At 68.1% G+C, this 26319-nt stretch carries 24 protein-coding genes; 18 read left to right on the top strand and 6 right to left on the bottom strand.

What is annotated here, in order from left to right; translation table 11 throughout:
* Positions 1-72: 72 nt before the first annotated feature.
* Positions 73-2898 (top strand): [protein-PII] uridylyltransferase, encoded by a 2826-nt coding sequence (locus ACP7AG_RS10480; protein ID WP_426010291.1) that lies wholly within the window; start codon positions 73-75, stop codon positions 2896-2898.
* 14 nt (positions 2899-2912) lie between these two features.
* Here ACP7AG_RS10480 and ACP7AG_RS10475 read toward each other — a convergent pair whose 3' ends face one another.
* Positions 2913-3494, bottom strand: a complete 582-nt coding sequence (locus ACP7AG_RS10475; protein ID WP_426030759.1) for a DUF1176 domain-containing protein — start codon at positions 3492-3494, stop codon at positions 2913-2915.
* Between the two features lie 1078 nt (positions 3495-4572).
* Here ACP7AG_RS10475 and murJ point away from each other — a divergent pair.
* Together murJ and trpS are read left to right on the top strand one after the other, a co-directional pair.
* Positions 4573-6210: a murein biosynthesis integral membrane protein MurJ gene (gene murJ / locus ACP7AG_RS10470; protein ID WP_426030758.1), complete on the top strand. Its 1638-nt coding sequence runs from the start codon at positions 4573-4575 to the stop codon at positions 6208-6210.
* 247 nt (positions 6211-6457) lie between these two features.
* On the top strand, positions 6458-7492 hold the full coding sequence (gene trpS / locus ACP7AG_RS10465) for a tryptophan--tRNA ligase (RefSeq protein ID WP_426030757.1): 1035 nt from the start codon (positions 6458-6460) through the stop codon (positions 7490-7492).
* A gap of 117 nt (positions 7493-7609) precedes the next feature.
* Here the strand turns inward: trpS and ACP7AG_RS10460 are convergent, their stop codons facing one another.
* Positions 7610-8875, bottom strand: a complete 1266-nt coding sequence (locus ACP7AG_RS10460; protein ID WP_426010285.1) for a cytochrome P450 — start codon at positions 8873-8875, stop codon at positions 7610-7612.
* A 135-nt stretch (positions 8876-9010) separates the two neighbouring features.
* On the opposite strand from ACP7AG_RS10460, the gene ACP7AG_RS10455 reads away from it, so the two are divergent.
* The 15 genes from ACP7AG_RS10455 to trmB all read left to right on the top strand — a co-directional run bounded on the left by ACP7AG_RS10455 (position 9011) and on the right by trmB (position 21310).
* On the top strand, positions 9011-9580 hold the full coding sequence (locus tag ACP7AG_RS10455; RefSeq protein ID WP_426030756.1) for a NifU family protein: 570 nt from the start codon (positions 9011-9013) through the stop codon (positions 9578-9580).
* Between the two features lie 98 nt (positions 9581-9678).
* The gene (locus tag ACP7AG_RS10450) at positions 9679-10266 is read left to right on the top strand and encodes a malonic semialdehyde reductase (protein ID WP_426010281.1); all 588 of its coding nucleotides are present in this window, start codon (positions 9679-9681) and stop codon (positions 10264-10266) included.
* Between the two features lie 77 nt (positions 10267-10343).
* Complete coding sequence (locus tag ACP7AG_RS10445) at positions 10344-10988, top strand: DUF1131 family protein (RefSeq protein WP_426010279.1); 645 nt, start codon at positions 10344-10346, stop codon at positions 10986-10988.
* A 4-nt stretch (positions 10989-10992) separates the two neighbouring features.
* Positions 10993-11655, top strand: a complete 663-nt coding sequence (locus ACP7AG_RS10440) for a DUF1131 domain-containing protein (RefSeq protein ID WP_426010278.1) — start codon at positions 10993-10995, stop codon at positions 11653-11655.
* A complete protein-coding gene (gene tsaB / locus ACP7AG_RS10435) occupies positions 11652-12293 on the top strand; it encodes a tRNA (adenosine(37)-N6)-threonylcarbamoyltransferase complex dimerization subunit type 1 TsaB (RefSeq protein WP_426030755.1) in 642 nt (213 codons plus the stop codon). Before ACP7AG_RS10440 ends, tsaB begins: the two co-directional genes overlap by 4 nt.
* Positions 12290-12733, top strand: coding sequence for a ribosomal protein S18-alanine N-acetyltransferase (rimI, locus tag ACP7AG_RS10430; protein ID WP_426010275.1), 444 nt, complete (start codon positions 12290-12292; stop codon positions 12731-12733). Before tsaB ends, rimI begins: the two co-directional genes overlap by 4 nt.
* 61 nt (positions 12734-12794) lie before the next feature.
* Positions 12795-13202, top strand: a complete 408-nt coding sequence (locus tag ACP7AG_RS10425; protein ID WP_426010273.1) for a Fur family transcriptional regulator — start codon at positions 12795-12797, stop codon at positions 13200-13202.
* Between the two features lie 184 nt (positions 13203-13386).
* Complete coding sequence (gene miaB, locus ACP7AG_RS10420) at positions 13387-14739, top strand: tRNA (N6-isopentenyl adenosine(37)-C2)-methylthiotransferase MiaB (RefSeq protein ID WP_426030754.1); 1353 nt, start codon at positions 13387-13389, stop codon at positions 14737-14739.
* Positions 14736-15680 (top strand): PhoH family protein, encoded by a 945-nt coding sequence (locus ACP7AG_RS10415; RefSeq protein ID WP_426030753.1) that lies wholly within the window; start codon positions 14736-14738, stop codon positions 15678-15680. The genes miaB and ACP7AG_RS10415 overlap by 4 nt, the downstream gene beginning before the upstream one ends.
* 17 nt (positions 15681-15697) lie before the next feature.
* Entirely contained in the window at positions 15698-16162 is a 465-nt protein-coding gene (ybeY, locus tag ACP7AG_RS10410) for an rRNA maturation RNase YbeY (protein ID WP_426011281.1), read from the top strand.
* Between the two features lie 12 nt (positions 16163-16174).
* Positions 16175-17110: a hemolysin family protein gene (locus ACP7AG_RS10405; protein WP_426010269.1), complete on the top strand. Its 936-nt coding sequence runs from the start codon at positions 16175-16177 to the stop codon at positions 17108-17110.
* Positions 17107-18681 (top strand): apolipoprotein N-acyltransferase, encoded by a 1575-nt coding sequence (gene lnt / locus ACP7AG_RS10400; protein ID WP_426030752.1) that lies wholly within the window; start codon positions 17107-17109, stop codon positions 18679-18681. Before ACP7AG_RS10405 ends, lnt begins: the two co-directional genes overlap by 4 nt.
* A 45-nt stretch (positions 18682-18726) precedes the next feature.
* Complete coding sequence (locus ACP7AG_RS10395) at positions 18727-19161, top strand: helix-turn-helix domain-containing protein (protein WP_426010265.1); 435 nt, start codon at positions 18727-18729, stop codon at positions 19159-19161.
* Between the two features lie 126 nt (positions 19162-19287).
* Positions 19288-20511 carry a methionine adenosyltransferase gene (metK, locus tag ACP7AG_RS10390; RefSeq protein WP_426010263.1) on the top strand — a complete coding sequence of 408 codons (1224 nt, stop codon included), beginning with the start codon at positions 19288-19290 and terminating at the stop codon, positions 20509-20511.
* A gap of 118 nt (positions 20512-20629) precedes the next feature.
* Positions 20630-21310, top strand: coding sequence for a tRNA (guanosine(46)-N7)-methyltransferase TrmB (gene trmB, locus ACP7AG_RS10385; RefSeq protein WP_426030751.1), 681 nt, complete (start codon positions 20630-20632; stop codon positions 21308-21310).
* A gap of 53 nt (positions 21311-21363) precedes the next feature.
* On the opposite strand, the gene ACP7AG_RS10380 is transcribed toward trmB, so the two are convergent.
* The 4 genes from ACP7AG_RS10380 to dapB form a co-directional block, all read right to left on the bottom strand.
* Positions 21364-21723 carry a YdbL family protein gene (locus ACP7AG_RS10380; RefSeq protein ID WP_426030750.1) on the bottom strand — a complete coding sequence of 120 codons (360 nt, stop codon included), beginning with the start codon at positions 21721-21723 and terminating at the stop codon, positions 21364-21366.
* Positions 21724-21736: 13 nt separating this feature from the next.
* Positions 21737-21925 carry a YnbE family lipoprotein gene (locus tag ACP7AG_RS10375; protein WP_426010257.1) on the bottom strand — a complete coding sequence of 63 codons (189 nt, stop codon included), beginning with the start codon at positions 21923-21925 and terminating at the stop codon, positions 21737-21739.
* A 31-nt stretch (positions 21926-21956) separates the two neighbouring features.
* The gene (locus ACP7AG_RS10370; protein WP_426030749.1) at positions 21957-25160 is read right to left on the bottom strand and encodes an intermembrane phospholipid transport protein YdbH family protein; all 3204 of its coding nucleotides are present in this window, start codon (positions 25158-25160) and stop codon (positions 21957-21959) included.
* 136 nt (positions 25161-25296) lie between these two features.
* Entirely contained in the window at positions 25297-26088 is a 792-nt protein-coding gene (gene dapB / locus ACP7AG_RS10365; protein ID WP_426030748.1) for a 4-hydroxy-tetrahydrodipicolinate reductase, read from the bottom strand.
* Positions 26089-26319 lie beyond the last annotated feature (231 nt).

Here is a 26319-nt window from a genome sequence, read left to right as displayed (position 1 = left end):
TAGTGAGAGCAGGCTGATCGCCGGTACCGGCTGTCTCTTCGCGATCACGCGCCTGGACACCATATAGCCCTCATGCCCCGCCGCCTTCGCCCCACGCCCCTGGAACATGTCGTCGACGGCCACGCCCTGCGCGCCCGGCTGTCGGCCGCCGCCCTCGACCTGATCGGCGACGAGGCCGCCCAGCGTACCCGCGCCATCGAGATCCTGAAACAGGCGCTGTTTCGCGGCCGGATGATCGCCAAGGAGCGGCTGGAGAACGGGGCCGGTGGCCTTGAAACGGCGCGCCTGCTCAGCGGCGTCACCGACGAGGTAATCACCGCGCTCTACGACTTCACCACCGTCCACGTGTTCCGGGCCCGCAACCCGACCGAGGGCGAGCGCCTGTGCCTGCTGGCCGTGGGCGGCTATGGCCGGCGCACCCTGGCGCCGTTCTCGGACATCGATCTGCTGTTCCTGCGGCCCTACAAGGTGACGCCGCACGTCGAGAGCGTCATCGAATATATGCTCTACGCGCTGTGGGACCTGGGCTTCAAGGTCGGCCATGCCTCGCGGACGGTGGAGGAGTGCGTGCGACTGTCGCGCGAGGACTTCACCATCCGCACCACCATACTGGAAGCGCGCCGCCTGACCGGCGACGAGCGCCTGGGCGATGACCTCAAGCGGCGCTTCCGCGACGACGTCATGAAGGGCACCGGCGCCCAGTTTGTGGCCGCCAAGCTCAAGGAGCGCGACGACCGCCAGGCCCGGGCCGGGGCCAGCCGCTACATGGTCGAGCCCAACGTCAAGGAGGGCAAGGGCGGCCTGCGCGACCTGCACACCCTGATGTGGATCGCCGAATACCTGCATCCGGTGGATCGTCCGGAAGATGTCTTCAAGCTGGAGGTGTTCGACCGCCGCGAGGCCAAGGGCTTCATCCGCGCCTTCGATTTCCTGCATGCGGTCCGCGCCCACCTGCACTTCACCACGGGTCGCCCCGAGGAACGCCTGACCTTCGATCTGCAGCCCGAGATCGCCCGCCGGATGGGCTATGGCGACCGAGGCGACGCGCCCGCTGTCGAGCGCTTCATGCGCCGCTATTTCCTGGTGGCCAAGGAGGTCGGGGCCCTGACCCGCGCCTTCTCGGCCAAGCTGGAGGCCGAGCACTTCAAGCACGAGCCCAAGGGCATTTCCCGCTTCCTGCCCGGCGGCGGCCGGCCCAAGCGCAAGGCGCTGGACGTGCCGGGCTTCTACGAGGACGGCGGCCGGCTCAACATCGCCGGCCCCGAGGTGTTCGAGAACGACCCGGTCAATCTGATCCGGCTGTTCAAGACCGCCGACGAACGCGACCTCGATTTGCATCCCGACGCCTTCACGGCGGTCACGCGCAATCTCAACCTGATCACCTCGAAGGTCCGGCGCGATTCCCACGCGACCAAGGCCTTCCTCGACCTGCTAGCGCGGGGCAAGCGGTCCTACCGCACCCTGACCCTGATGAACGACGCTGGCGTATTAGGCCGCTTCATCCCGGAATTTGGCCGTATCGTCGCCCAGATGCAGTTCAACATGTACCACTCCTACACGGTGGACGAGCACACCCTGCGGGCCGTCGGCCTGATCGGCGACATGGTCGCGGGGCGCCTGGTCGACGACCATCCGCTGGCCGTGTCGATCCTGCCGCTGATCGAGGATCGCGAGGCCCTGTTCCTGGCCATGCTGCTGCACGACACCGGCAAGGGCGGCGTAGGCGGCCAGGAAAAGGCCGGGGCCCGCAGCGCCCGCTCGGCGTGCGAGCGGCTGGGCGTCGACCGGCTGAAGGTCGAGCTGGTGGCGTGGCTGGTCGAGAACCACCTGGTGATGAGCGACTTCGCCCAGAAGCGCGACGTGGCCGATCCCAGCACCGTCGCCGCCTTCGCTCGCATCGTCGAGAATCCCGAGCGCCTGCGTCTGCTCCTCGTCATCACCGTCGCCGACATCCGCGCCGTGGGGCCGGGCGTCTGGAACGGCTGGAAGGGCCAGCTGCTGCGCGAGCTCTACAACGCCACCGAGGCCGTCTTCCGGGGCGGACGCGGCAGCGACGCCGCCGCCAGCGTCAAGCGCCACCAGGAAGCCGCCGCCGAGGCGGCCCGCGAAGCGTTGGTTGAGGCCGACCCGGCGTCCAAGGGCTGGGCCCAGGCCATGGAGGCCGCCTATTTCGGGGCCTTCTCGACCCAGGACCTGCTGGACCACGCCGCCCTGGCCCGCCGCGCCGCCATCCAGGGCGGGGCCGCCGCCGAGGGCCGGGTGCCGGTCGGCGCCAACGCCGCCGAGATCGTCATCGCCGCCCAGGACCGGCGCGGCCTGTTCGCCGACCTCGCTTTGGCCATCTCCGCCTTGGGGGGGAATGTGGTCGGGGCGCGGGTCTTCACCTCCCGCCAGGGCCAGGCGCTGGACGTCTTCCATGTGCAGGACGTCACCGGGGCGCCCCTGGGCTGCGAGAACCCCCGGGTCCTGCGCCGCCTGGCCGACGCCCTGGAGGCCGCAGGTCGCGGCGAGCCCCTGGTCATGGAGGCGAGGCGAGGCGGCGAGCAGTCGCGCACGGCGGCCTTTTCGATCGCCCCCACCGTGGTGGTCGACAACGAGGCCTCCAACGAGGCCACCGTCGTCGAAGCCTCGGGCCGCGACCGCCCCGGCCTGCTCCACGCCCTGGCCCACACCCTGGCCGAGAATGGCCTGTCCATCCAGTCGGCCCATATCGACGGCTATGGCGAGCGAGCGGTCGACGCCTTCTATGTCCAGACCGCCGAGGGCGGGAAGGTGGTCGACGCCAAGAAGGTCACGGTGCTGAAGGCCGATCTGCTGGCGGCGCTGGAGCAGAACGAGGCGGGCGCGCTGAGCGCGCGGCCAGGGCTGAAGCGGGCGCGGGCGAGCGTGGCGCGGTAGGGGGGTGGAAGGATCTACGGATCCACGACCCTGGCTTGATAGGTAACAGGCCAGTGTTCGTGTTTTAGGCCTCTTTTCAGGGTTTGGCCGAGGCTGGAACGCCGGGCGTATCGAAAACGCGAACCCTCCAACACCCATTCGCTACGTTCGCCAGAATCTCGCTGCGGCGTGTCATAAACGGTGGACGTCATTACGCGAGTAGTCGGATCAAAGGCGACGTTCGTTCGACTATCCGCACCCAGGGATCCTTCGATCTCAAGTTCTGAGGTGGGGATCTGATCGTCGTCGACCAGCTCGGCCGGTTTCTTTCCGCGCTCGTCTGTCAGGTAAAGGCGTGACAGCTTGTTGTAGTCGCTGGCACCGCATGTTCTGATCCAAAGCAGCCGGTCCTTGGCGAGGCGCGAGACGCTGACCGCTGGTTCTTCTTTTTCGTAGCGGTCACAGGGTTTCACAAACGGTGGCGGTCGCTTCGGTAGTCCGGCTTGGCTGATCCGCGGGGCTTTGTGGATAAACGATGATTGCGCTTCCGTGGAGATTGGTGTCGCCGCTAGCAGGATGCCGAAGCAGATCGTGGTCCATCTCCCACTTGCGTTCATAGCAGGTCGCCCTTTCATTTGGCGCAAGTCCGCATCCGCCCCGGATGAGGCCGCGCCTTAAAGCCTTGGTGGATCGGAGCTCTGGCGTCTGGCCGTGTCAAGGACGACGCGGAGCGTCGCCGCGACGCGGCCGCCAGAGGCGGTCCTTGACACGGCCAGACGCCAGAGCAGGCTCGCCATCAAGGTTTCAAGGCGCGGCCTCGCCGTTGGCGGGGTCGAGGGGAGGGGGTGTCGATCGCAAGATCCTCTCTCCTCCCCCGCGATGCGGGGGAGGAGAGCGTTTAGGGGGATCCAGCCGCCTCGATCCCCGTCAATCACCGAAAGAACTCCAACGATCTCAACGCCTTGCAAGAAAATCAGCGTCACATCCGCTGCGGCGGTCAGACCGCCCGCATACTGAACAGGTCCCCATCGCGGGGGAGGGCTCTTGGTACCGGCCCAAGCAGGCGATGGGGATGGAACCGAGCGGGGCCGCGCAGGGCCGCGTGCGAGGCAGGTTGAGGGTCTGTTCGTGGATAGATCCGGGACCTTCCGAAACCTCGCCGGGACTTGCGCGGGTTTACGGGGCTGGGATGTCAAACCGGCCTGTTCGAGGATCAGTCGGAGTCGCCGACGGCCCCTTCCGGGCGACTTTGATCCTGCCCGCCTGAGGGGAAACGTCGATCGGGATGAAACAGGCCCTCAATCGCCGTCCCTTGAGAAGAACGGTTTCGCGGAGCGGTCAGGTCTAGCCGAAACGCACATACAAAACCCACGGTCATCCGGGCTCAGCCCGGACCGCTCCGCGCCTCCCCACCCACTCACAGCCGATAGGCGTGGGATCACACCCACTTGCCCCCACCTGGCGGCTTCGCCGCCTGTCCGCCCCCATGGGGGGCGGAGCCTTCGCGTGGCGCTCGCCAGGAAGCTCTTCCCCCTCTGGGGGAAGACGACCGCGAAGCGGTCCGTAGGGGGCAAGGGGTTGCCGCACTGAAAATCCTTTGGAAATCCTTCCCCGACCGCCCCCGAACCGCGCCAACCTCTCGCCCGCCCCAAGCCCTAGCTTGACGCCCCCTCATCCAGCCCGCAGAAGCCCTTCGTGACCGACACCGCGCCCCCCGAACAAACCCCGACCGAAGCTGTCGCCGCCAAGAAGCCCGGCGGCCTGCTGCGCTCGTCGATGATCTATTCGGGCCTGACCCTGGTCAGCCGGTTCATGGGTTTCGCCCGCGACCTGGCGGTCTCGTATCGCATGGGCGCCAGCGCCACCCCGGCCGCCGACGCCTATCAGACCGCCCTGGCCTTCCCGAATCTGTTCCGCCGGTTCTTCGCCGAGGGCGCCTTCGCCGCCGCCTTTGTGCCCGCCTACACCAAGTCCCTGCAGGCCGACGGCGAGGAGGTTGCCGACATCCTGGCCGCCGACGCCATGGCCACCCTGGCGGCGGCAACCATCATCATCACCGTGATCTGCCAGCTGGCCATGCCCTGGCTGATGATGCTGATCAGCCCCGGCTTCGCCGCCGAGCCCGAGAAGTACAAGCTGGCGGTGCTGCTGACCCAGATCACCATGCCCTATCTGCCGTGCATGGCCATCGTCGCCCACCTGTCGGGCGTGCTGAACGCCCGCGACCGCTTCGTGCTGTCGGCGGGGGCGCCGGTGCTGCTGAACATCGCCACCCTGATCTTCATCCTGCCCCAGACCACCGCCGTCGATGCGGCCAAGTGGGGTTCGGTGGGGGTAATCGTCGCCGGCGTCGCCCAGGCGGCCCTGCTGACCTGGGGGGTCAACAAGTCCGGCGCCAAGGTCCATTGGCGCCTGCCGCGCCTGACGCCGGAGGTGAAGGCCCTGATCGGCAAGGCCATTCCCGGGGCCCTGGCGGCCAGCGCCACCCAGGTCAACATCTTCATCTCCGGCGCCCTGGCCAGCCATGTGCCGGGCGGCCGCTCGTGGCTGGCCACCGCCGATCGCCTGTACCAGCTGCCGCTGGGCCTGGTGGGCGTGGCGATCGGGGTGGCCCTGCTGCCGCGCCTGTCACGCGCCGTGCTGTCGAAGGACACCGCCGACGCCCAGGGCGCCATGGACCAGGCCATCACCCTGGCCATGGCCCTGACCCTTCCCGCCGCCGCCGCCCTGACTGCCATGCCCGGCTTCCTGTCGGACGCCCTCTATACCCGCGGCCAGTTCACGGCGTTCGACGCCAGCCAGACGGCCTCAGCCCTGTTCTTCTACGGCCTGGGCACCCCGGCCTTCGTGCTTCAGCAGCTCTATTCGCGGGCCTTCTTCGCGCGCGGCGACACCAAGAGCCCGATGCGGTTCGCGCTGATCTCGGTGGCCGTCAATGTGGGCGTCGGCATCGCCCTGTTCCACCTGGTGGGGGTGAAGGGCATAGCGGCGGCCACCGCCATCGCCTCGTGGCTGAACGTGGCGCAGATGGCCTTCGGCCTATCGCGCAAGGACCATTATAACCCCTCTCTGCAGACTTGGTCGCGGGTGGCGCGGATCCTGGCGGCCAGCCTCGTGATGGGGCTGGTCCTGGCGGCGGCCTCACATTGGCGGCCGCTGGTTGAGGTGCCGCTGGTGGCCCTGGGCCTGAAGGGCCATGTGATTGGGGCCAAGGAGGTCGCCTTGCTGCTGACCGTGCTGGTCGGCGCGGCGCTCTATCCGCCGCTGGTCTTCCTGTTCGGCGGGGTGACCCCGGCGGAGCTGAAGGGCGTGCTGAAGCGGGGCAAGGCCTAGAGGCTGTCTGTCCCCAAGTCTGGGCGCGGCGCTTGCCGACGGGGACACGCCGCAAGGGCATGTCCCCGGCTCGGGGCTTGCGGGTCTTGCCCTTGAACCCCCGGCCCGCTAACCAGCTTCCATGGCTTCGATCGGATCTTCCGCGCCGCGATGGCGCCGCTTCATCTGACCCCGATCGCCGTGCGGCGCGCACGGCCAGCGCATTTGCGCGTCCGCCCTATCCGTTACCCGTTCCAAGGCTGCAGCCATGACCGACCACACCCCCGTTCCCTACACGGGCGCCGCCCGCGTGCTCTCCGGCGTCCAGCCGTCGGGCGCCCTGCACCTGGGCAATTATCTCGGCGCCCTGGTGAAGTTCGCCAAGCTGCAGCACGAGATGGACACCTTCATCTTTGTGGCCGACCTGCACGCCATCACCGTCTGGCAGGCGCCCGAAGCCTTGGCCCAGCAGACCCGCGAGATCGCCGCCGCCTATCTGGCCGCCGGCCTCGATCCCATGAAGGCGACGATCTTTCCGCAGTCGGCGGTGCGCGAACATGCCGAGCTGGCCTGGATCTTCCAGTGCGTGGCCCGTCTCGGCTGGCTGGACCGCATGACCCAGTTCAAGGAGAAGAGCGGCAAGCACAAGGAGCGCTCCAGCGTCGGCCTCTACACCTATCCGGTGCTGCAGGCCGCCGACATTCTGGTCTACAAGGCTACCCACGTGCCGGTCGGCGAGGACCAGAAGCAGCACCTGGAACTGACCCGCGACATCGCCGCCAAGTTCAACCACGATTTCGGTGTGCAGGGCTTCTTCCCGCAGCCCGAGCCGCTGATCCAGGGGCCCGGCGCGCGGGTCATGAGTTTGCGCGACGGCTCGGCCAAGATGAGCAAGTCCGACCCGTCGGACTATTCGCGCATCAACCTGACCGACGACGCCGACACCATCGCCGGCAAGGTTCGCAAGGCCCGCACCGATCCCGAGCCGCTGCCCGAAACCCTCGAAGAGCTGGCGACCCGCCCCGAGGCCGACAACCTGGTCGGCATTTTCGCGGCCTTGTCGGGGACGACCAAGGCGCAGGTGTTGGCCGACTATGCCGGCAAGGGCTTCGGAACCTTCAAGCCAGCTCTGGCCGACCTGGCGGTCGAGAAACTGGCCCCGGTCGGCGAGACCATGCGCCGCTTCCTGGCCGACCCGACGGAGATCGACCGGATCCTGAAGGCCGGAGCCGAACGGGCGAGCGAGGTCGCCGCGCCGACGGTGGCTGAGGTCAAGAAGCTGGTCGGGTTCTGGGGGGCTTAGGCGCCCTGCGTCCTTCGAGGCTCGGCTTCGCCTCGCACCTCAGGATGAGGAATTCAGAGCAACTAAGCTCCTCATCCTGAGGCGCCCACGGAGTGGGCCTCGAAGGACGCACCGCATTTACAGCCGGCTCGGGATCCGCACCGGCAGGGTCTCATACCCCTTCACGAAGCTGGAATAGACCCGCTTCGGCTCGCCCATCACCTCGATTTTCGGGAACCTGGCGAGGATTTCCTCCCAGATGATCTTCAGCTGCAGTTCGGCCAGGCGATTGCCGACGCAGCGGTGGATGCCGAAGCCGAACGACAGGTGGCGGCGGGCCTGGGGGCGGTCGATCAGGAAGGCGTTCGGATTGTCGATCGCGGTCTCGTCGCGATTGCCCGAGACGTACCACATGACGACCTTGTCGCCCTTCTTGATGGTCTTGCCCGACAGTTCGAAGTCCTCCAGCGCGGTGCGGCGCATATAGGCCAGGGGCGTCTGCCAGCGGATGATCTCGGAAACCATGTTGGGGATCAGGCTGGGGTCGGCGCGCAGTTTGGCCTCTTCCGCCGGGTTCTGGCTGAGGGCCAGCAGGCCGCCGGTGATCGAGTTGCGGGTCGTGTCATTGCCGCCGACGATCAGCAGGATGATGTTACCCAGATATTCCAGCGGCGGCATGTTCCGCGTCGCCTCGCCATGGGCCAGCATCGAGATCAGGTCGGAGCCCGGCTCGGTGGCATTGACCCGCTCGTTCCAGAGATTGGTGAAATAGGCCAGGCACTCCATCAGCTCCTCCCGGCGCTGCTCCTCGGTGTCGACGATTCCGGCGCCGGGCACCGCGGTCGAGACGTCGGACCAGCGGGTCAGCTTGCGGCGTTCCTCCCAGGGGAAGTCGAACAGGGTGGCCAGCATCTGGGTGGTCAGCTCGATCGACACCTTGTCGACCCAGTCGAAGGTCTCGCCGATCGGCAGGCCGTCGAGAATCTCGCCCACTCTTTCACGAATAGTGCCCTCCAGGGCCGCCAGGTTCGCCGGCGAGACGATCGGGCTGACGGTCTTGCGCTGGATATCGTGCTTGGGCGGGTCCATGGCGATGAACATCGGCAGGACGAAGTCCTCGTCGAAGTTGCGGATCGTGATGCCGCCCAGGCTGCTGTCGGACGAGAACACCTGGTGGGTGGTGTCGACCGTCATGATGTCGGCATAGCGGGTGATCGACCAATAGGGCCCGTGCTCGCTGTTGGCGCAGTAATGGACGGGATCCTCGGCCCGCAGCCGCTCGAACCAGGGCCAGTGGGCGTCGGCCTGGAACAGGGCCGGATCGGCGACGTCAAACTGGTCGAGCGGCGTGGCATAGGCCTTGGCCCGCGCATCACCGGATAGATCGATTGCCCCGTCGCTCATGGCGCGCTCCTTAAAACACTTGTTTTGATCATGGAGCCACAACGCCGATCGTTTGTCACGATGACGTAAGCGGCAGCCAATCTTCCTGAATAGGGGGCTCTTGTCGCGAGGCTCTTGCGGGTCCATTTCTCCGTCATGTTCATCCAGACCGAAACCACCCCCAATCCCGAGGTCCTGAAGTTCCTGCCCGGCCGCGACGTGCTGGGTGAGGGCGCGCGGGAGTTCAAGACGGAGGAGGAGGGCGACGCCTCACCCCTGGCCGAGGCTCTTTTCCGGCTGGGCGACGTCAACCGGGTGTTCTTCGGTCCCGATTTCCTGACCGTGACCAAGGCGGAGCACGCCGAGTGGCCGCATCTGAAGGCGCCGATCCTGGCGGCCATCATGGACCACTTCACCAGCGGCCGGCCGTTGTTGCTTGATGCGGCCGAGAGCGGTCACGACAATGACGGCGTCTATGACGAGGAAACGACCCAGATCGTCGCCGAGATCAAGGAGCTGCTCGACACCCGCATCCGCCCGGCCGTGGCCCAGGACGGCGGCGACATCGTCTTCAACCGGTTCGAGCCGGCCACCGGCGTGGTGTGGCTGCACATGCGCGGAGCCTGCTCGGGCTGCCCGTCCTCGTCGGCCACGCTGAAGTCCGGGGTCGAGAACATGCTCAAGCACTATGTGCCGGAAGTGACCCGGGTCGAGCAGACGCTCTAGCGACCCAGAAAAACTTCGCGGCTTCGCGCTTGCGAGCGCGCGCGCGAGTGCATACTGTAACTACAGAAGTTGCTGATAGCGCACTTGAGGACTGTCCCATGGCCAAGCTCGACACCGCCGCCCTTTCCCAGCTGTTCACCGAGGCGCGGACGCGGAACGGCTGGAAGCCCGACGCCATCCCCGAGGCGCTTCTGCGCGAGCTGTACGACTTGGTGAAGTTTGGCCCGACTGCGGCCAACACCACGCCGGCAAGGTTCATTTTCGTTCAGACCCCGGAAGCCAAGGCCAAGCTGGCGGCGCTGTCTTCGGGCTCCAATGGCCCGAAGATCCTGGCCGCCCCGGTCACCGTCATCGTCGGCTACGACCTGGACTTTCCCGAAACCCTCGACAAGCTGTTCCCCAATGCGCCGGGCGCGAAAAACTGGTTCGGCGACCCGGCGGCCAAGGAAGTCGGCGCGCTGCGCAACAGCTCGCTGCAGGGCGGCTATTTCATCCTCGCCGCCCGGGCCCTGGGCCTGGACGTCGGGCCGATGTCGGGCTTTGACAATGCCGGGGTCGACGCGGCCTTCTTCGCGGGGACCAATATCAAGTCCAACTTCCTCGCCTCGATCGGTTACGGTACCGACGAAGGCCTGTTCCCGCGCAATCCGCGCCTCGACTTCGAGGAAGCCGCGCAGATCATCTGATCTTCTCAGGCCCGTCTCCGGCTTCGCCGGGAAGACGGGCTTGGGTGCGGATCGAACCCAGTGCTAAAAGACGCGCCATGACCCAGCGCCTCGCTCAGATCGCCGCCCCGCTCCTGCTGCTCGCCGCCTGCGGCCCCGCCAAGCAAGCGCAGACCACCGCCCCGCCGCCCTCGGCCGAGACGCCGAAATCCGGCCCGGTGGCCGTCGCCACCGTCCCCTATAATGGCGGTCCGCTTGAAGTGCGCGCCGACGGCGTCGGTCCGATCACCGGCGCCACGGCCTTCGACATGCCGACCATCGCGGCCCTGTTTCCCAAGGCGGTGGTCAAGAGCGCCTTCATCCACACCGGCGAAGGGCCTCCCGGCCCGATCATCACCGTCGAGCAGGACAATGTCCCGCTGATGGAGATCGGCAAGGGCCCCGACGGCGGCATTGGCGAGATCCGATTGGCCGGCGGGCCGGTCCGGGGTCCGAAGGGCGAAGCCCTTCTCGGAAAATGGGCCGACCTGTCCTTCGACATCGCCCAGTGCCGAGCCGGCGAGGGCCGCACCGTCAACCAGACCGTCTGCGTGCGTCCCGAGGCGCCGAGCGTCGCCTACGTGTTCGGCGCGCCGGGCTGGACCAAGGGCGGCCTGCCGCCGGTAGAGACCCTGAAGGCCAAGGGCCAACTCAACGAGTTCGTCTGGCGCCCGGCCGACAACGCCGCCGTCGGCGCGGCCTGAGGTCATGGCGCCGCGATACGCTCTGCTGGCCGCGACCCTGCTGGCGCTGGCCGCCTGCGGGCCGGCCAAGAAGAGCGGAACCGCCCCAACCAAAGCCCCCGCGGCGGCGGCCGAGGCCCCCGCCCTGGTGACGCGCAAGACCGCTGACGGCCGGATCGACCGCTTCATGCCCCATGTCGGCGGACCGTTGGCGCTGGACGAATTTTCCGTCGGTCCGCTCATGGCCCAGACCGAGTTTTCGATGGAGGCGGTAAAGCCGCGATTCCCAAAGGCCACGGTCCAAGGCGTCTTCATGCGGCAAGATGGAGCGCCCTCGACGCTGATGGGGATCACCGTCACCCAAGGCGGCGGCGTCATCGAGATCCAGGGCAACCCGGGGACCGTGCTGGTGGGCGACATCCGCGTTACGGGCGGGACCCCGGTCGGTCCGCGCGGCGAGACTCTGAGGATGAAGTTCGCCGACGCCGACATGGATTACGAGCGTTGCCGGATGGGCGAGGGCCGCGATCGCCATACGGTGATTTGCTTCCAGCCCGGCGAGGCCGTGCTGCGCTACGTGTTCGACGTGCCGGGCTGGACCACCGATGTCCTGCCGCCCCTCGACGCCCTGCGCCAGAAGGCCTTGCTGAGCGGGTTCATCTGGAAGGGCGGGGCGCCCGCCATATGATCCTCGCCGTCGATACCTGCCTCGGCGCCAGTTCGATCGCCGTGCTGGAGGGCGATGTCGTTCGCGCCGCCCGCAGCGAGCCGATGACTCGCGGTCATCAGGAGCGCATCGCCGTCCTGGCGCGCGAGGTGATGGCCGAAGCCGGCGTCAAGTTCCCCGACCTGACCCGCATCGCCGTCACCGTGGGCCCTGGCTCGTTCACCGGGCTGCGGGTCGGACTGTCCTTCGCCAAGGGCCTCGCCACGGCCCTCTCGATCCCCTGCGTCGGCATCAACAGCCTGGAGGCCCTGGCCGCCACGACCGGCGCGACAGGCTTCGTAGCCGCCGCGCTCGACGCCAGGATGGGGCAGGTCTATCTGCAGATCTTCGACAGCGGCAAGGCCCTGATGGCGCCCGACGCCCTGGAGGTCACGGTCGCCATCGCCCGCCTGGCCGAGCTCTATTCCGGCGGTCCCGCCACCCTGATCGGCTCGGGCGCGCCCATGATCGCCGACGTCCTGCCGGACGCCACCGTCCTGATTTCGGCCTTCGCCGACCCTGTCGCCATCGCCTGCCTGGCCGCAACCCGGCCGGCGCCGAGCCACTCGCCCCGGCCGCTCTATCTGCGCGCGCCCTACGCCGTGGCGCCCGCCGCATGATCCTGCGTCCCGTCGGGCTGGAAGCCTGTTTTACCTTGGCCGACCTGCACGACCGGGCCTTTCCGAGGCCGTGGAGCGCCGAGGAATTCGAGACGCTGCTCAACGGCCCTGGCGCCTTCGCGGTGCTGGGTGAGGGTGACGATCCAAAAGGCTTCATCCTCTGCCGGGCCGTGGCGGGCGAGGCCGAGATCCTGACCGTGGCGGTCGATCCCGCCGCCCGCCGCCGCGGCTGGGGCTCGGCCCTGGTCGAGATGGCGGCCGGCGTCGCGAAGGAAGCCGGCGCCTCCGAGATGTTCCTGGAAGTGGCGGCCGACAATCTCGCGGCGATCAGGCTCTACGAAACCACGGGTTTCGACCGCGTCGGCCTGCGAAAAGGCTATTATCCCCATCTGGATGGCGCCAAGGACGCGTTGGTGATGCGCCGGGTGCTTAACACCTAGCCGCCGAGCGCCTATCCTGGCCCCGAATCCCGCCTTGATTCATCTTTCCGGAGACGCCGCCTTGGACCGCCTCGAAAAGCTCTGCATCGAAAAGGGCATGCGCATGACCGATCAGCGCCGGGTCATCGCCCGCGTGCTGTCGGGCGCTGTTGATCATCCAGACGTCGAAGAACTGCACCGCCGCGCCCACGCCGTGGACCCGCACATCTCGATCGCCACGGTCTATCGCACCGTGCGGCTGTTCGAGGAGAGCGGCATCATCGAGCGCCACGACTTCCGCGACGGTCGATCGCGCTATGAAGAGACTCCCGACCACCACCACGACCACCTGATCGACATGAAGACTGGCAAGGTCGTCGAGTTCGTGGACGAGGAGATCGAGGCCCTGCAGAACGCCATCGCCCAGCGGCTGGGCTACAAGCTGATCGACCACCGGCTGGAGCTTTATGGGGTCCCGCTGGAGGAGTGATCGGGTTTTTCAGGCCCCCCCCTGTGGGGGAGGCGGCCCGAATGGGCCGGTGGGGGGAGCAGGCCCACTCTGGCAAACTCCCCTCTCCGTCGGCTTCGCCGACACCTCTCCCACGGGGAGAGGACTTTCTGGGTGTGTCCCCCGCGTCCTTGCGCCAGCGCCCCCTCGCGCTCATAACGCCCCGATGAGCGAGACCCCGCAAAAGCGCCTCTATATCAAGACCTACGGCTGTCAGATGAACGTCTATGACAGCGAGCGCATGGCCGATGTCCTGCGGCCGCTGGGCTATGGGATTGTCAGCGAGCCCGAGGGCGCCGACCTGGTGGTGCTCAACACCTGCCATATCCGCGAGAAGGCCACCGAGAAGGTCTATTCGGAGCTGGGCTACATCAAGCAGATGAAGGCCCGTCGGGCCGAGGCCGGCGGGACCATGACCATCGCCGTGGCCGGCTGCGTGGCCCAGGCCGAGGGCCAGGAGATCATGCGGCGACAGCCGGCCGTCGATCTTGTGGTCGGGCCCCAGGCCTATCATCAGCTGCCCGAGCTGATCGCCCGCGTTCACCGGGCGACCGGCGAGCGCCTCAGCGCCGACTTCGCCGCCGACGAAAAGTTCGACGCCTTGCCGGCCGAGCGCCAGGTCAATGGCGTGACCGCCTTCCTGACCGTGCAGGAGGGCTGCGACAAGTTCTGCACATTCTGCGTGGTGCCCTATACCCGCGGCGGCGAGTGGTCGCGGCCGCCCGGGCAGATCGAGGACGAGGCCAAGCGCCTGGCCGACCAAGGCGTGCGCGAAGTCACACTGCTGGGCCAGAACGTCAACGCCTATGACGGCGGCGGCTATACCCTGGCCAAGCTAGTGCGGCGTCTGGCGAAGATTCCCGGTCTGGATCGCATCCGCTACACCACCAGCCACCCGCGCGACATGGGCGACGACCTGATCGAGGCCCATGCCGAACTGCCGGAGCTGATGCCCTATCTGCACCTGCCGGTGCAGGCCGGATCGGACAAGATCCTCAAGGCCATGAACCGCGACCACACGGCCGAGAGCTATGTGCGGCTGATCGAGAAGATCCGCGCCGGCCGGCCCGACATCGCCATGAGCGGCGACTTCATCGTCGGCTTCCCCGGCGAGCGCGACGGCGATTTCGACAAGACCCTGGAGCTGATCCGCGAGGTCGGCTTCGCCTCGGCCTTCTCGTTCAAATATTCGCGCCGGCCCGGCACGCCCGCCTCGGCCATGCCCGGCCAGGTGGACGAGGCGGTCAAGGGCGAGCGGCTCGAGCGGCTTAACATCCTGCTCGACGAACAGCAGAAAGCGTTCAACGCCGTGCAGGTCGGCAAGACCATGCCGGTGCTGTTCGAGAAAAAAGGCCGCAACCCCGGTCAAATCATCGGCCGCAGTCCCTATCTTCAGTCGGTCCATGCGTTAGGTCCTGACAGCCTGCTGGGCCAGATCGTCCCCGTCCGTATCGAGTCGTCGGCCAAGATGAGCCTGGGCGGCGTGCTCGAGAGCCAACCTCTGCTGGAGTCCGCTTGAGCCGTACGCCTGAGTTCCTGCCTCTGTCCGACACCGCCGTCCGCGCCGTTTCCGGCCCCGGCGGGCGTCACGCCGCCCTGATCGAGGACGCCTTCAAGGTGTTGATCGAGACGCCGGGCGGCGGCATCACCCTCACCGGCGACGTCAAGGGCCGCACGGGCGCCAAGCGGGCGTTGCGCGACGTTTCGGAGCGGGCCGACGCCGGCGAGGACATCGTCGAAGCCGACATCCGCGTCGCCGTGGGCGAAGCCCAGAGCACCGGCGGTCAAGCCTCGCCCCGCAATGTGCGCAAGGGCTCGGTAGCGCCCAAGACCAAGGCCCAGGCCCGCTACATGGAAGCCATGGGCAGCCATCCGCTATCGTTCGGCCTTGGCCCGGCCGGCACCGGCAAGACCTTCCTGGCGGTCGCCCATGGCGCGGGCATGCTGCTGCGCGGCGAGGTCGACCGGCTGATCGTCACCCGTCCCGCCGTCGAGGCCGGCGAAAAGCTCGGCTTTCTTCCGGGCGACCTGAACGAGAAGGTCGATCCCTACATGGCCCCGGTCTGGGAGGCCCTGACCGACATCATGGGCGCCGAGCAACTGCGACGCCGCCGCGAGAAGCTGGAGATCGAGGTCGCCCCGATCGCCTTCATGCGCGGCCGCACGCTGGCCCATGCGTTCGTCATCGTCGACGAGGCCCAGAACTGCTCGCGCCTGCAGATGAAGATGGTCCTGACCCGTCTGGGCGAGAACGCGCGGATGGTGGTGACCGGCGACCCGACCCAGGTCGATCTGCTGAACCCTCGCGATTCCGGCCTGGCCCATGCGGTGTCGATCCTCGAGGGCGTCGAGGGCGTGGCGGTGTCGCGCTTTACTTCGGCCGACGTCGTGCGCCACCCGCTGGTCGAGCGGATCGTCAAGGCCTACGACGCCGACGCCCTGCAGAGTACGCCGCGCTGATGACCCTCACGGTCGACATCGAGATCGAGGACGAAGCCTGGCTCGCCGCCGAGCCCGAGGCCGAGGCCCTGGTCTGGCGCGCCGCCCAGGCGGTGCTCGACGCCCATCAGGACATTGAGGGCCACGGCATCGTCATCCTGCTGGCCGACGACGACAGCGTCCAGGTGCTGAACCGCGACTTCCGCCAGAAGGACTATCCGACCAACGTCCTGTCCTTCCCGGCGCCGACGGAAGGCAATCCGGAAGGACTGATCGGCGACATCGCCCTGGCGTTCGGGGTCTGCCAGCGCGAAGCGGCCGAGCAAGGCAAGCCACTTGCGCACCACTTGCAACATCTGGTGGCGCACGGGGTGCTTCATCTCTTAGGATATGACCACGAGAGCGACGACCAGGCCCAGGCCATGGAGGCGTTCGAACGCGAGATCCTCGCCGGATTGGACGTTCCGGACCCCTATGCCGAGCCGCCGTCTCCACAGGGATAACCAAGACCGGGCATGCCCAGCGACGACCAGAGTTCCACGCCCGCCGGTCCAGCTCGCTTGAGCCGGGGCGTGCGGGCGTTCTTCCGCAAGATGCGCAAGGACCTGGCGGGGCGCGGCGTGCCTGGCCTGGCCGAGGTCTCGCGCCCGGCCGACCCGGCCCTGGTCCACGAGGTCGACATGGTCGACCAGGCCGAGGCCTTTCAGAGCCTGCGGGTCGCCGACGTCATGACCCCGCGCGCCGACATCGTGGCCGTCGAGGTCTCTGCCCCCTTTGACGCCGTGGTGGCCCAGTTCACCGAGGCCGAGCACTCGCGGATGCCGATCTATCGCGAGACGCTGGATGACCCGGTCGGCGTGATCCACGTCAAGGACGTGTTCCGCCTGCTCGCCAACGAGGACAAGCGTCCGGCCCCCAGCGACCAGGTCCTGCACCGGCTGCGCCGAGAAGCGCTCTATGTGCCCGCCTCGATGCGGGCGGCCGACCTGCTGCTGCGCATGCGCACCAGCCGCATCCACATGGCCCTGGTCATCGACGAGTTCGGCGGCACCGACGGCTTGGTGACCATGGAAGACTTGATCGAGGCGGTGGTCGGGGAGATCGACGACGAGCATGACGACGCCCAGGTTTCCAGCATCGTCGCCCGGCCGGGCGGCCTGTTCGAGGTCGACGCCCGCGCGCCGCTGGAAGATTTGGAAGCCGTCCTCGACCGCGACCTGGCCCCGCCGGACATGGAAGAGGACATCGACACCGTCGCGGGTCTTGTCGTCGCCCTGGCCGGCCGCGTGCCCCAGCGCGGTGAGGTGATCGCCCATCCGGCCGGCTTCGACCTGGAAGTCGTGGAAGCCGATCCGCGCCGGGTGCGCCGCGTGCGGGTGCGCCCTGCGGTAAGTCTCGATCAGGCCGCCGGGAACGCCGCGGCCGAACCTGGCCGCGTGGCCGCTTCGTGAACCTGCCGGCCTGTCCGAGGCTGACGCCGTGGCGAGCGCGGGGCCTGGCCCTGCTCGCGGGCCTGGCCGCCGCCTTGGCCCATCCGCCGTTCGGGGTCTTGCCGGGGGTCCTGGGCTACGCCGTTCTGCTCTGGCTGCTCGACGCCATCGAGGGACCTCGACCGTTGCGCGCGGCTTTTTTTCGCGGCTGGTTGATGGGGCTGAGTTATTTCGGCCTAGGCACCTGGTGGATCGCCGAGGCCTTCATGGTCGACGCCGCGAACCAAGGCTGGATGGCGCCGTTCGCCGTGGCGGCGATGGCGGCTGGGATGGCCCTGTTCTGGGGTCTGGCGGCGGTGCTCCACCGCTGGCTGGCGCCGGCCGGCGTGCGGCGGGTGCTGGTGTTCGCCGGAGCCTTCGCGGCCCTGGAATGGACTCGAGGCCACATCCTGACCGGCTTTCCCTGGAACCTGCCGGGCGAGACCTGGAAGGCGGGTTCGGCCTTATCCCAGTTCGCGTCCGTGGTCGGCGCCTACGGCTTGACCTGGATCACACTGGCGATCGCCGCCGCCCCGGCGGTGTGGCGCGAGGGTCGGCGCGGACGCCTGGCCGTCGGGAGCGCCGCCGCTGTGCTGGCGGCGCTCTGGCTCTATGGCCTGGCAGCCATTTCGGCCACGCTGATACCGACGGCCCACCCCAGCGTCCGCATCGTCCAGGCCGACATTGAGCAGGAGGCCAAGTGGGACGCCGGGCGCTTCGCCCAGATCGTTCAGGCCTATGTCGCGCTAACCGCCAAGCCCTATGGCGGCAGGCCCGCCGACATCGTGGTCTGGCCCGAGGGGGCTCTGCCGGCCGCCATCAACGACTACATGGCGCCTGGGAGCTGGGTGCGGCAGGCCATCGTCGATGCGCTGAAGCCGGGCCAGCTCCTGTTGATCGGCGGCTATCGCTATGACGGACCGCCAGACAAGCCCGTCTACTTCAACAGCCTGGTCGCCCTGCGCCGTGAGGCCAGCGACGTTGTGGTGGTCGGGATCTACGACAAGCACCGCCTGGTGCCGTTCGGCGAGTACCTGCCGGCCGATGCTCTGATGACCCGGCTGGGCGTCAAGAGCATGGCCCATCTGGGCGACGGCTTCGCCACCGGCCCTCGGCCGGCGCCCTTGCGGATCGCGCCCGACCTGCTGATCCAACCGCTGATCTGCTACGAAAGCCTGTTCCCGCTCCTGGCCAAGCCGGCTCCCGGCGTCCGCGCCATCGTCAATGTGTCGAACGACGCCTGGTTCGGCGTAACCTCTGGCCCCCGTCAGCATTTAAACCTGGCGAGCTATCGCGCCATAGAAACCGGCGTTCCCATCATCCGCGCCACCCCGACGGGCGTATCTGCGTTGATCGATGCGCGCGGCCGCGTGGTCGGCCAACGCCTCAACCTGGGAGAAACCGGCGTTATCGACGGCCTTTTGCCGGAAAAACTTCGCTCGACCCCGTTCTCAAAGTTCGGGCACTGGTCCTTCGCTTTGCTACTTTTGCTTTCGTTGGTGAACGTTGTTCCCCTGAGAGCAGGTCTGGGCTTGGAAAAGTCGCCGAACTGAAACAGACAGGGTTATCAAACCGTAACTTCAGTGATTGACGACGGCATGAACACGACTCCTGATCAAGAACGCCTCCCCAATCCGGTCGACCTGCACGTCGGCGCTCGCATCCGCATGCGCCGCAAGATCCTCGGCGTAAGCCAGGAGCGTCTGGCCGACGACCTGGGCCTGACCTTCCAGCAGGTCCAGAAATACGAGCGTGGCGCCAACCGCGTCAGCGCCAGCAAGCTGTACGAGATCGCCAAGAGCCTGCAGTCGTCGGTGTCGTACTTCTTCGAGGGCCTGGCCGATCCGACCGACGTGGAAGGTTTCCAGGAAAACGGCTCTGAGCAGTTCGTGCACGATTTCCTGATGACTCCCGAAGGCCTGGAACTGGCCGCGCTGTTCCCGCGGATTAGCAAGTCCCGGGTTCGTCGGCGCATCTTGGACCTCGTGCGTTCGATGGCCGAGGATCCGGTCGAGGAAGACGCCGGAGCCTGATCGGCGCGCTGTTCCGCGCGAAACCTCTCGCGGCCGCTTGCGGACATAAACATATCTTTATATGTTCCTGGCTCAGTCCGCCGGACAGACCGTCCGCGCGGGCGGCGTCATGTCCGGAGCTGACCCTTGAGCCGTTCTTCCTACATCTTCACCAGTGAAAGCGTTTCCGAAGGCCATCCGGACAAGGTCGCCGATCGGATCAGCGACACTGTCGTCGACGCCTTCCTGACCGCCGATCCCGAGGCGCGCGTCGCCTGCGAGACTCTGGTCACCACCAACCGCATCGTGCTGGCTGGCGAAGTCCGGGCCGGCAAGCCGGGCGGCGACAAGTCCGCCAACAAGGCCCTGACCAAGGATATCCTGGGTTCGCTGGAGTCCAAGGTCCGCGCTGCGGTCAAGGACATCGGCTACGAGCAAAAGGGCTTTCACTGGCAGAAGGCGAAATTCGCCAACTATCTGCACGGTCAGTCGGCCCACATCGCCCAAGGCGTGGACGCTTCAGACAAGAAGGACGAAGGCGCCGGCGACCAGGGCATCATGTTCGGCTATGCCAGCACAGAGACGCCGGAGCTGATGCCGGCCACCCTGCAATACAGCCACAACATCCTCAGCCGCCTGGCCCAGCTGCGCCATTCCGGCGAGCTGTCGGAGCTCGAGCCGGACGCCAAGAGCCAGATCACCCTGGAATATGACGCCACCGGCAAACCGGTCCGCGTCGTCTCGATCGTCGTGTCGCACCAGCACAAGAAGAAGATCGACGGCAAGGCCGCCACGTCCAAGCGCGTGCTCGACCTGATCAAGCCGCACATTCTGCCGATCTTCCCGGACGGCCTGATTACCAAGAAGACCCAGTGGCTGGTCAACCCGACCGGCCGCTTCGAGATCGGCGGGCCCGACGGCGACGCCGGCGTCACCGGCCGCAAGATCATCGTCGACACCTACGGCGGCGCGGCCCCGCACGGCGGCGGCGCCTTTTCGGGCAAGGATCCGACCAAGGTCGACCGCTCGGCCGCCTATGCCTGCCGCTACCTGGCCAAGAATGTGGTCGCGGCCGGCCTCGCCGAGCGCTGCACCATCCAGATCGCCTACGCGATCGGCGTGGCCCAGCCCGTCTCGTTCCACGTCGATCTGCACGGCACGGGCAAGGTTGATCCCGAGGTTCTGGAAAAGCTGCTGCCGCAACTGATCGGGGGCGCGACCCCGCGCTCGATCCGCGAGCACCTGCAGTTGAACAAGCCGATCTACGCCCGCACCGCCGCCTACGGCCATTTCGGCCGCACGCCGGACAACGAAGGCGGCTTCTCCTGGGAGAAGACCGACCTGGTGTCGGAACTGAAGGGCCTGGCTTAAGGCTTCGACCCAACGTGGGGACAGGCGCATGCGTCTGTCCCCAACCGTATCAGCGGGCCCCGATCATCCGATCGGGGCCCGTTTCATTTGCGCGCTCATTTCGGCTAAGACCCCGCCCATGACCAACCCCATCCAGCCCCACGGGCCGCTGCGCTCGTTCGGCCGCCTCAAGTCGCGACCGGTGAAGCCGCGCCAGCAGGCCCTGCTCGACACCCTGCTGCCGACCCTGACCATCCCGACCGCGCCGTTCCTGCCCCGCGACCTGATGCCGGAGGTCACGCAAGTCTGGCTGGAGATCGGTTTTGGCGGCGGCGAGCACATGGCCGCCCAGGCCGGCCGCCGCCCCGACGTGCTGGTGATCGGCGCCGAGCCCTTCGTCAACGGCGTGGCCAGCGCGGTGCGGCATGTCGAGGAGCAGGGGCTGAGCAATGTCCGCATCCACGAGGGCGACGCCCGCGACGTGCTGTCCTGGTTGCCCGACGCCAGCCTGGACCGGCTGTTCGTGCTGTTCCCCGACCCCTGGCACAAGGCGCGGCACAACAAGCGCCGGCTGATCCAGCCGGCGGTGGTGGCGGAACTGGCGCGGGTGCTGAAGCCGGGCGCGGCCTTCCGCTTCGCCACCGACTGGGCCGACTATGCCGAGTGGACGGTCGAGCGGGTGCTGGCCGACCCGGCCTTCCGCTACGCCGACGTTTCAGCCGACCGCAACGCCCCGCCCGTCGACCACGTCACCACGCGGTACGAGGAAAAAAAGCTGGGCGACTGCCCGCCGCTGTTCCTTGATTTCGTAAGGGTCTGACGCGCTATTTCCTCCCCCTGCGGGCCCTTGCGGGCCCCACAGGGGGAGGATTGCTACTTCTTCGTCCAGCCGCCATCCAACGGCTTCCAGTACTGGCCCGGCGCCAGGCGGGCATAGAGCTGCTTGGCTGTGGCCTGGCCGGCGGCTTCGGCGGTGACTCCCGTCTTCGCGGCGGTGTCCTTGTAGACAGCGGCGCGGCCGGTGTTGATCTCGACCACAGCGGCGCGCTGAGCCGCGTCGCCGCCCGACACCACGGCAAGGAAACCGTCGGCCTGTTCGCCCACGGTCCCGGCGGCCTTGCCGGCGTCTACGGTGGCCTTGGCCGTTTGGGCGAAGGCGGGGAGGGCCCCGAAGCCCACGGCGGCGCCGAGCGAGGCGGCCAGAGCCAAAACCGTCATTGTCTTGCGGATCATGTCGGCGCCTTTCTTAGAACAGGTTGGGGTTTTGCTGGATGGCGGTCTGGACTTCCTTGTCCAGTTGCACACGCACATTGGCGTCCAGCTTAGCGTAGATGTTGATCGGATCGACCTTGACGTGGATCGTCGGCGCGCAGGCCGCGACAGAGGCCGCCAGGGCGCCCGTCGCGATCAGGGCCGATATCAGGCGCTTGGTCATGCGTGTCTCCATTCGGGTGAAATCTGCGGCTTCACGGGTGAACCGGGTCTGAACGGGGCGACGCCTGGACCGGGGTTTGGACCGGGGGTGTCGGAGTCCGGGCCTGGGCTTGCTCCCAGGTACGCTTCCATGACGCCAGAAGCTCGTCAAAGTTCAAAGAGGTGTCGAGCGTCAGATCGACCGGGGTCTTGGCCGGCAGCGGGATCCGGCGCTGGAAGGCCGTGCCCCGCAGCAGCTCCAGCAGGCCGATCTTGGCCTTTTCGGCGACCTTGGGGTCGTGCTCGCCCTTGATGTGAAACAGTATGCCCAGCTGACCCGTGTTGGTGCTGTTGACCCCCGCTTCCAGCGTCTCGAAGTGGAGGTTTTCCATGGCCTGATAGGCGAAGTCCTGGATGGCGTTGACCGGTGCGGGCTTGGCCGCCGTCAACGGATCCTTCGCATCCACGCCGCTGGTATTGGCCGAGATATCGCCCAGGGCCTCGCGGGCGATCGAGATCCGGCCCGGCTGGATGGCGTAGACCTTGCCGTCCAGGAACTTGAAGCCGGCCGGTCCCAGTTCGAACGGCAGCCGGCCGTCAACGACGGCGTCGATCTTGACCTTGTCGGCCAGGGACGAGCCGGCGACCAGCTCACCCAGGTCCAGGTGCGCGATGTTGATGACGCCCTTCATTGTGCCCTTGCCGTCCAGCGGCACATCCATTGGCTCGACCGAGATCGCGCCCTTGGCCGCTTCGAAACGGGCCGATTGCAGGCGCAGGGCCTCGGCGCCCAGGGTGAAGACCGCGCCCAGCGCCTCTAGCGGCACGATGGCGTCGACATGGTCGATCTTCAGGGTCTGGTCGGGCGCGCTGATCAGCGGCGCCAGGCTGGTGAAGGCGATGTCGGCCCGCATGGAGGTCGCCAGGCCCAGCGGGCTCTTGAAGTTCAGGCCCGGGGTCGAGACCCGCCCCTGGCTGGTCATCACGTCGCCCGCCCACGCGAAGCGGCCGGTGAAGGCGACCGGGCCTTCGGCTTCGCGGGTCACGGAAGCCAGGGGCGTCAGGCCCAGGGGCTGCAGGCCGCCCTTGGCGAACACAAGGTTAGAGGCGTCGATCCGGGCCTCGCCGCGACCGCTGACCACGTCGTGGCGAAGGTCGATACGGGCCAGGGGGTGGCCGTCCAGGGTCTTGGCGTCGAAACCGCCCAGCCACTGGCCGCGCGCCAGATTGACCGCCCCCGTCGCCGCGAGGGTCTCGAAACGCTTGGCCTCGGCGGCCTCGACTATCCGGCCAGCCGTGATCCGCACCTGGGCCTCGTCGAAACCGCCGTGACCGCCGCCTTCGAAGGTCGCGGCCACCTCCTCAACCCGCGCCTGGGCGACGGTGACCAGGGCCTGGCCATGCTCGACCCGCGCCGAGGCATGCCAGGCGCCGCCCGCCGACTGGATCAGCGGCCGGGCCGTGGGGCAAAGGTCGAGCTTGAGGGCGGTGATCGGCGGCTCGCCCATCTCCACCGTCCTGGCGGTCAGGGGTGTGCAGCGCCCCAGGCGCAGGCTGAAGTCGTCGCCGACCAGCCGGGCCTGGCCGGCCAGGGTTCCCGACAGGCCCCTCAGTGGCGGCGTGTCGAAGGTCCCGGCCAGGATCAGGTCGCTGGCCATGCCGTCGGGGCCGAACCGCCAGTTCGGGACCTTGAGGCTGACCTCGGGCAGGCCGCCGCCGCTTAAGGCCAGGCTCAGGCGGCCCGACGCCACGCCGCCCGCCGCCGCGACCAGGGGTCCGCCGGACGCGGCCAAGGTCGCCCGCCCGCCGCCGGCGCTGGTCACCGCGACTGGCCGTGGCAGGTAGAGGCTGGTCAGGCCGTCCTTCATCGTCAGCTTGAGGGCCGGGGCCGCGACCTCGAAGCGGGACAAGGCCTTGAAGGCGGCGGTGACATAGTCGGGATTGGGCAAGGCCGCCGTTAGCCGCTGGGCGTCGGGGCCGGAGACCGCGCCGTCCGCGCCAGCCTGACCGACCAGCGCCAGGCTGACACCGTCGGTCCTGGCCGAGAACCGGCCCTGGCCGTCGGCGGCCAGGCTGGACAGCACCACCCCGCCCACGGCGACGCGGCCCCCGCCCAGATTGACGCCAACCGGTCCGCTCAGCGACTGGCGATCGGCGTCGGAGACGAGGGTCAGGCTGTCGGACTTGAGTTCGATCGACGATCGCGACAGGGCCGCGCCGCCGGCGATCGCCTTCTCGGCCATGGCCGCCAGGCGCGTCTTGGCCGAGCCTCGCGCGCCGCCTGGATCATAGGTCAGGGCCAGGTTGGACAGCGACAGGTCGCCAACCACCTCGCGGGCGTCGAGGTTCTGGGCCGCCAGGCGCTCGCCCCGCGCGTGCAAGGTCGAGTGGCCGGTGAAGCCGCCGCGCTTGAAGCCGCCGCTGAGCACGCCGGCCACCGCCAGATTGGCCTCGACATCGCCGGCCGCCGCCGACTGGACGTCCACCGCCCGCGCCTTCAAGGCCAGCCGCAGATCCGCCGGCCCGGCCATCGACAGGGTCTTGAGGTCGGGATAGGCCAGATCGGCCTTGAGGGTCCCCTGCGCCTCGGTCAGGTCCAGCGCGCCGGCGCTGAGGGCGCGGATGTCCAGGTCGATGTCGAGGGTCAGGCGGTCGCCGCGCTTGCGGGCCTTGACCAGCAGGCCGGCCGTGTCGAACGACAGGTCAGACGTGGCGTAGTGCAGCGGGGCCAGGCGACCGTCGAAGCGCAGCAGCTTGCCGTCGTCCAGGCTGGCGTCGCCGGTCAGCCTTGCCGGGCCGCCGGGCGTCGAGAGGCTGACCCGCGCGTCCTCGACCAGGATCGCTGGGCCGGGAGCGGTCGAGGCCGGCGCCTTCAGGGCCTCGTCGACCATGGGCTGCAACACCCCGAAATTCAGACCGTCCGCGTCGATCCGGGCGTTGAGGCGCGGCCGAACCAGGCGGATGGCCCGGGTGTTGAGCGCGAACTTGCCGCCGCTCCACGGCGTCAGCAGGTCATAGGCCACCTCGATCCGCTCGGCCGAGAACACTGGCGCGCTCTTGGGACCCAGGCGGATCGTGCCGGCGAAGCCCGTGGCGTCCAGGTCCTCGAGATCGAGCGCCGCCTCGACGCCCTTGTCCTCCAGCCAGGCCAGGGCCAGCTCGCGGCTGATCTCGCGGCGGCCGGCATAGGCGGTGAATCCGATGGCGATGAAGGCCAGGGCCGCCAGCGACATCACTTCCAGACCGGCGTCGACCATCACCGCGCGCCGGGCGCGGCTAGCGGAGGGGGACGGCGCGGCGTCAGGCTTGGGGTCGCCTAGAGGGGGATTGGACGGGGGTTGCGCCATCGGGGTCACCATGCCGCAAGCCGCGACGATTGTGAGGCCCTAGTTTTCAAAATCCCAGCACGTCCTGCATGTCATACAGCCCCGGCGGGCGCCCTCGAACCCACAAGGCGGCCGCCACCGCGCCACGCGCAAAGAGCCCTCGGTCGGTGGCCGAGTGCGAGAGGGTCAACACCTCCTCCTCGCCGGCGAAGATCACGCTGTGCTCGCCGATGATCCCGCCGCCGCGCACCACGGAAAAGCCGATGGCGCCCTCGACGCGCGGGCCGGTCACCCCGTCGCGCGCCCGGTCGGAAACCTGGCCAAGGTCCACGCCGCGCCCGTCAGCCGCCGCCTGGCCCAGCATCAGGGCGGTGCCGGACGGCGCGTCGATCTTGCGCCTGTGGTGGGCCTCGAAGACCTCGATGTCCCAGTCGGACGCCGGCAAGGCGGCGGCGGCCTGCTTCACCAGGCCCAGCAGCATGTTGACGCCCAGCGAATAGTTACCGGACTTGACGATGGCGATCCTCTCCGCCGCCGCCGCGATCCGGGCGTTCTGAGCGTCGCTGAAGCCCGTTGAGCCGATGACCAGCGCCGGTCCGCCGTTCGCCGCGCAGGCCTCGGCCAGGGCCGTGGAGGCCTCGGGAACGGTGAAGTCGATGACCACCTCGGCCGCCGCCAGGGCCACGTCGCGCTCGACCAGGCCCTCGCCTTGCGCGCCCGGACGATCGAACCGCGCCGCCACCACCGCCTCGCTTCGGCCGACGAGCGTCCGCGCCACGGCGAGGCCCATCCGCCCCGAGGCGCCGGCCAGGGCGATGTTAACGCTACCACGCGGGGCGGCTAAGTCGTTCTGGCTCAAGGCGATCTCCAGGCGATGACGCGCGGGGTAGTCTCCCGACCCGACCCCCCAGGTCAAGGGCGCGCGCGGCGAAATGACAACGTTGGACAACGGGCCTCCAGGGCGCAATGCCAAGCGGAACAAGCGTTTGCGTCGAAAAACTCCACGCCGCAAAGGTTGTGACCCGCCGGCCCCCTCGTTACGGTGACGCCAAATAAGGCCGCGTCGCATCGTTCGACGCGTCTCCAGCAC

Source organism: Caulobacter sp. DWP3-1-3b2 (genome assembly GCF_049896325.1).
Classification (GTDB): Bacteria; Pseudomonadota; Alphaproteobacteria; order Caulobacterales; family Caulobacteraceae; genus Caulobacter.
The sequence above is the reverse complement of the archived record's forward strand: the minus strand, read 5'-3'. Positions and strand labels throughout refer to the sequence as shown.

What these genes read in the sequence shown, in the direction of transcription:
- ACP7AG_RS10480 (WP_426010291.1), top strand. Translation starts at nt 73, where the DNA reads ATGCCCCGCCGCCTTCGCCCCACGCCCCTGGAACATGTCGTCGACGGC.
- ACP7AG_RS10475 (WP_426030759.1), bottom strand. Translation starts at nt 3,494, where the DNA reads ATGAACGCAAGTGGGAGATGGACCACGATCTGCTTCGGCATCCTGCTA.
- trpS (WP_426030757.1), top strand. Translation starts at nt 6,458, where the DNA reads ATGACCGACCACACCCCCGTTCCCTACACGGGCGCCGCCCGCGTGCTC.
- ACP7AG_RS10460 (WP_426010285.1), bottom strand. Translation starts at nt 8,875, where the DNA reads ATGAGCGACGGGGCAATCGATCTATCCGGTGATGCGCGGGCCAAGGCC.
- ACP7AG_RS10455 (WP_426030756.1), top strand. Translation starts at nt 9,011, where the DNA reads ATGTTCATCCAGACCGAAACCACCCCCAATCCCGAGGTCCTGAAGTTC.
- ACP7AG_RS10450 (WP_426010281.1), top strand. Translation starts at nt 9,679, where the DNA reads ATGGCCAAGCTCGACACCGCCGCCCTTTCCCAGCTGTTCACCGAGGCG.
- ACP7AG_RS10445 (WP_426010279.1), top strand. Translation starts at nt 10,344, where the DNA reads ATGACCCAGCGCCTCGCTCAGATCGCCGCCCCGCTCCTGCTGCTCGCC.
- ACP7AG_RS10440 (WP_426010278.1), top strand. Translation starts at nt 10,993, where the DNA reads ATGGCGCCGCGATACGCTCTGCTGGCCGCGACCCTGCTGGCGCTGGCC.
- tsaB (WP_426030755.1), top strand. Translation starts at nt 11,652, where the DNA reads ATGATCCTCGCCGTCGATACCTGCCTCGGCGCCAGTTCGATCGCCGTG.
- rimI (WP_426010275.1), top strand. Translation starts at nt 12,290, where the DNA reads ATGATCCTGCGTCCCGTCGGGCTGGAAGCCTGTTTTACCTTGGCCGAC.
- miaB (WP_426030754.1), top strand. Translation starts at nt 13,387, where the DNA reads ATGAGCGAGACCCCGCAAAAGCGCCTCTATATCAAGACCTACGGCTGT.
- ACP7AG_RS10405 (WP_426010269.1), top strand. Translation starts at nt 16,175, where the DNA reads ATGCCCAGCGACGACCAGAGTTCCACGCCCGCCGGTCCAGCTCGCTTG.
- ACP7AG_RS10395 (WP_426010265.1), top strand. Translation starts at nt 18,727, where the DNA reads ATGAACACGACTCCTGATCAAGAACGCCTCCCCAATCCGGTCGACCTG.
- trmB (WP_426030751.1), top strand. Translation starts at nt 20,630, where the DNA reads ATGACCAACCCCATCCAGCCCCACGGGCCGCTGCGCTCGTTCGGCCGC.
- ACP7AG_RS10380 (WP_426030750.1), bottom strand. Translation starts at nt 21,723, where the DNA reads ATGATCCGCAAGACAATGACGGTTTTGGCTCTGGCCGCCTCGCTCGGC.
- ACP7AG_RS10375 (WP_426010257.1), bottom strand. Translation starts at nt 21,925, where the DNA reads ATGACCAAGCGCCTGATATCGGCCCTGATCGCGACGGGCGCCCTGGCG.
- ACP7AG_RS10370 (WP_426030749.1), bottom strand. Translation starts at nt 25,160, where the DNA reads ATGGTCGACGCCGGTCTGGAAGTGATGTCGCTGGCGGCCCTGGCCTTC.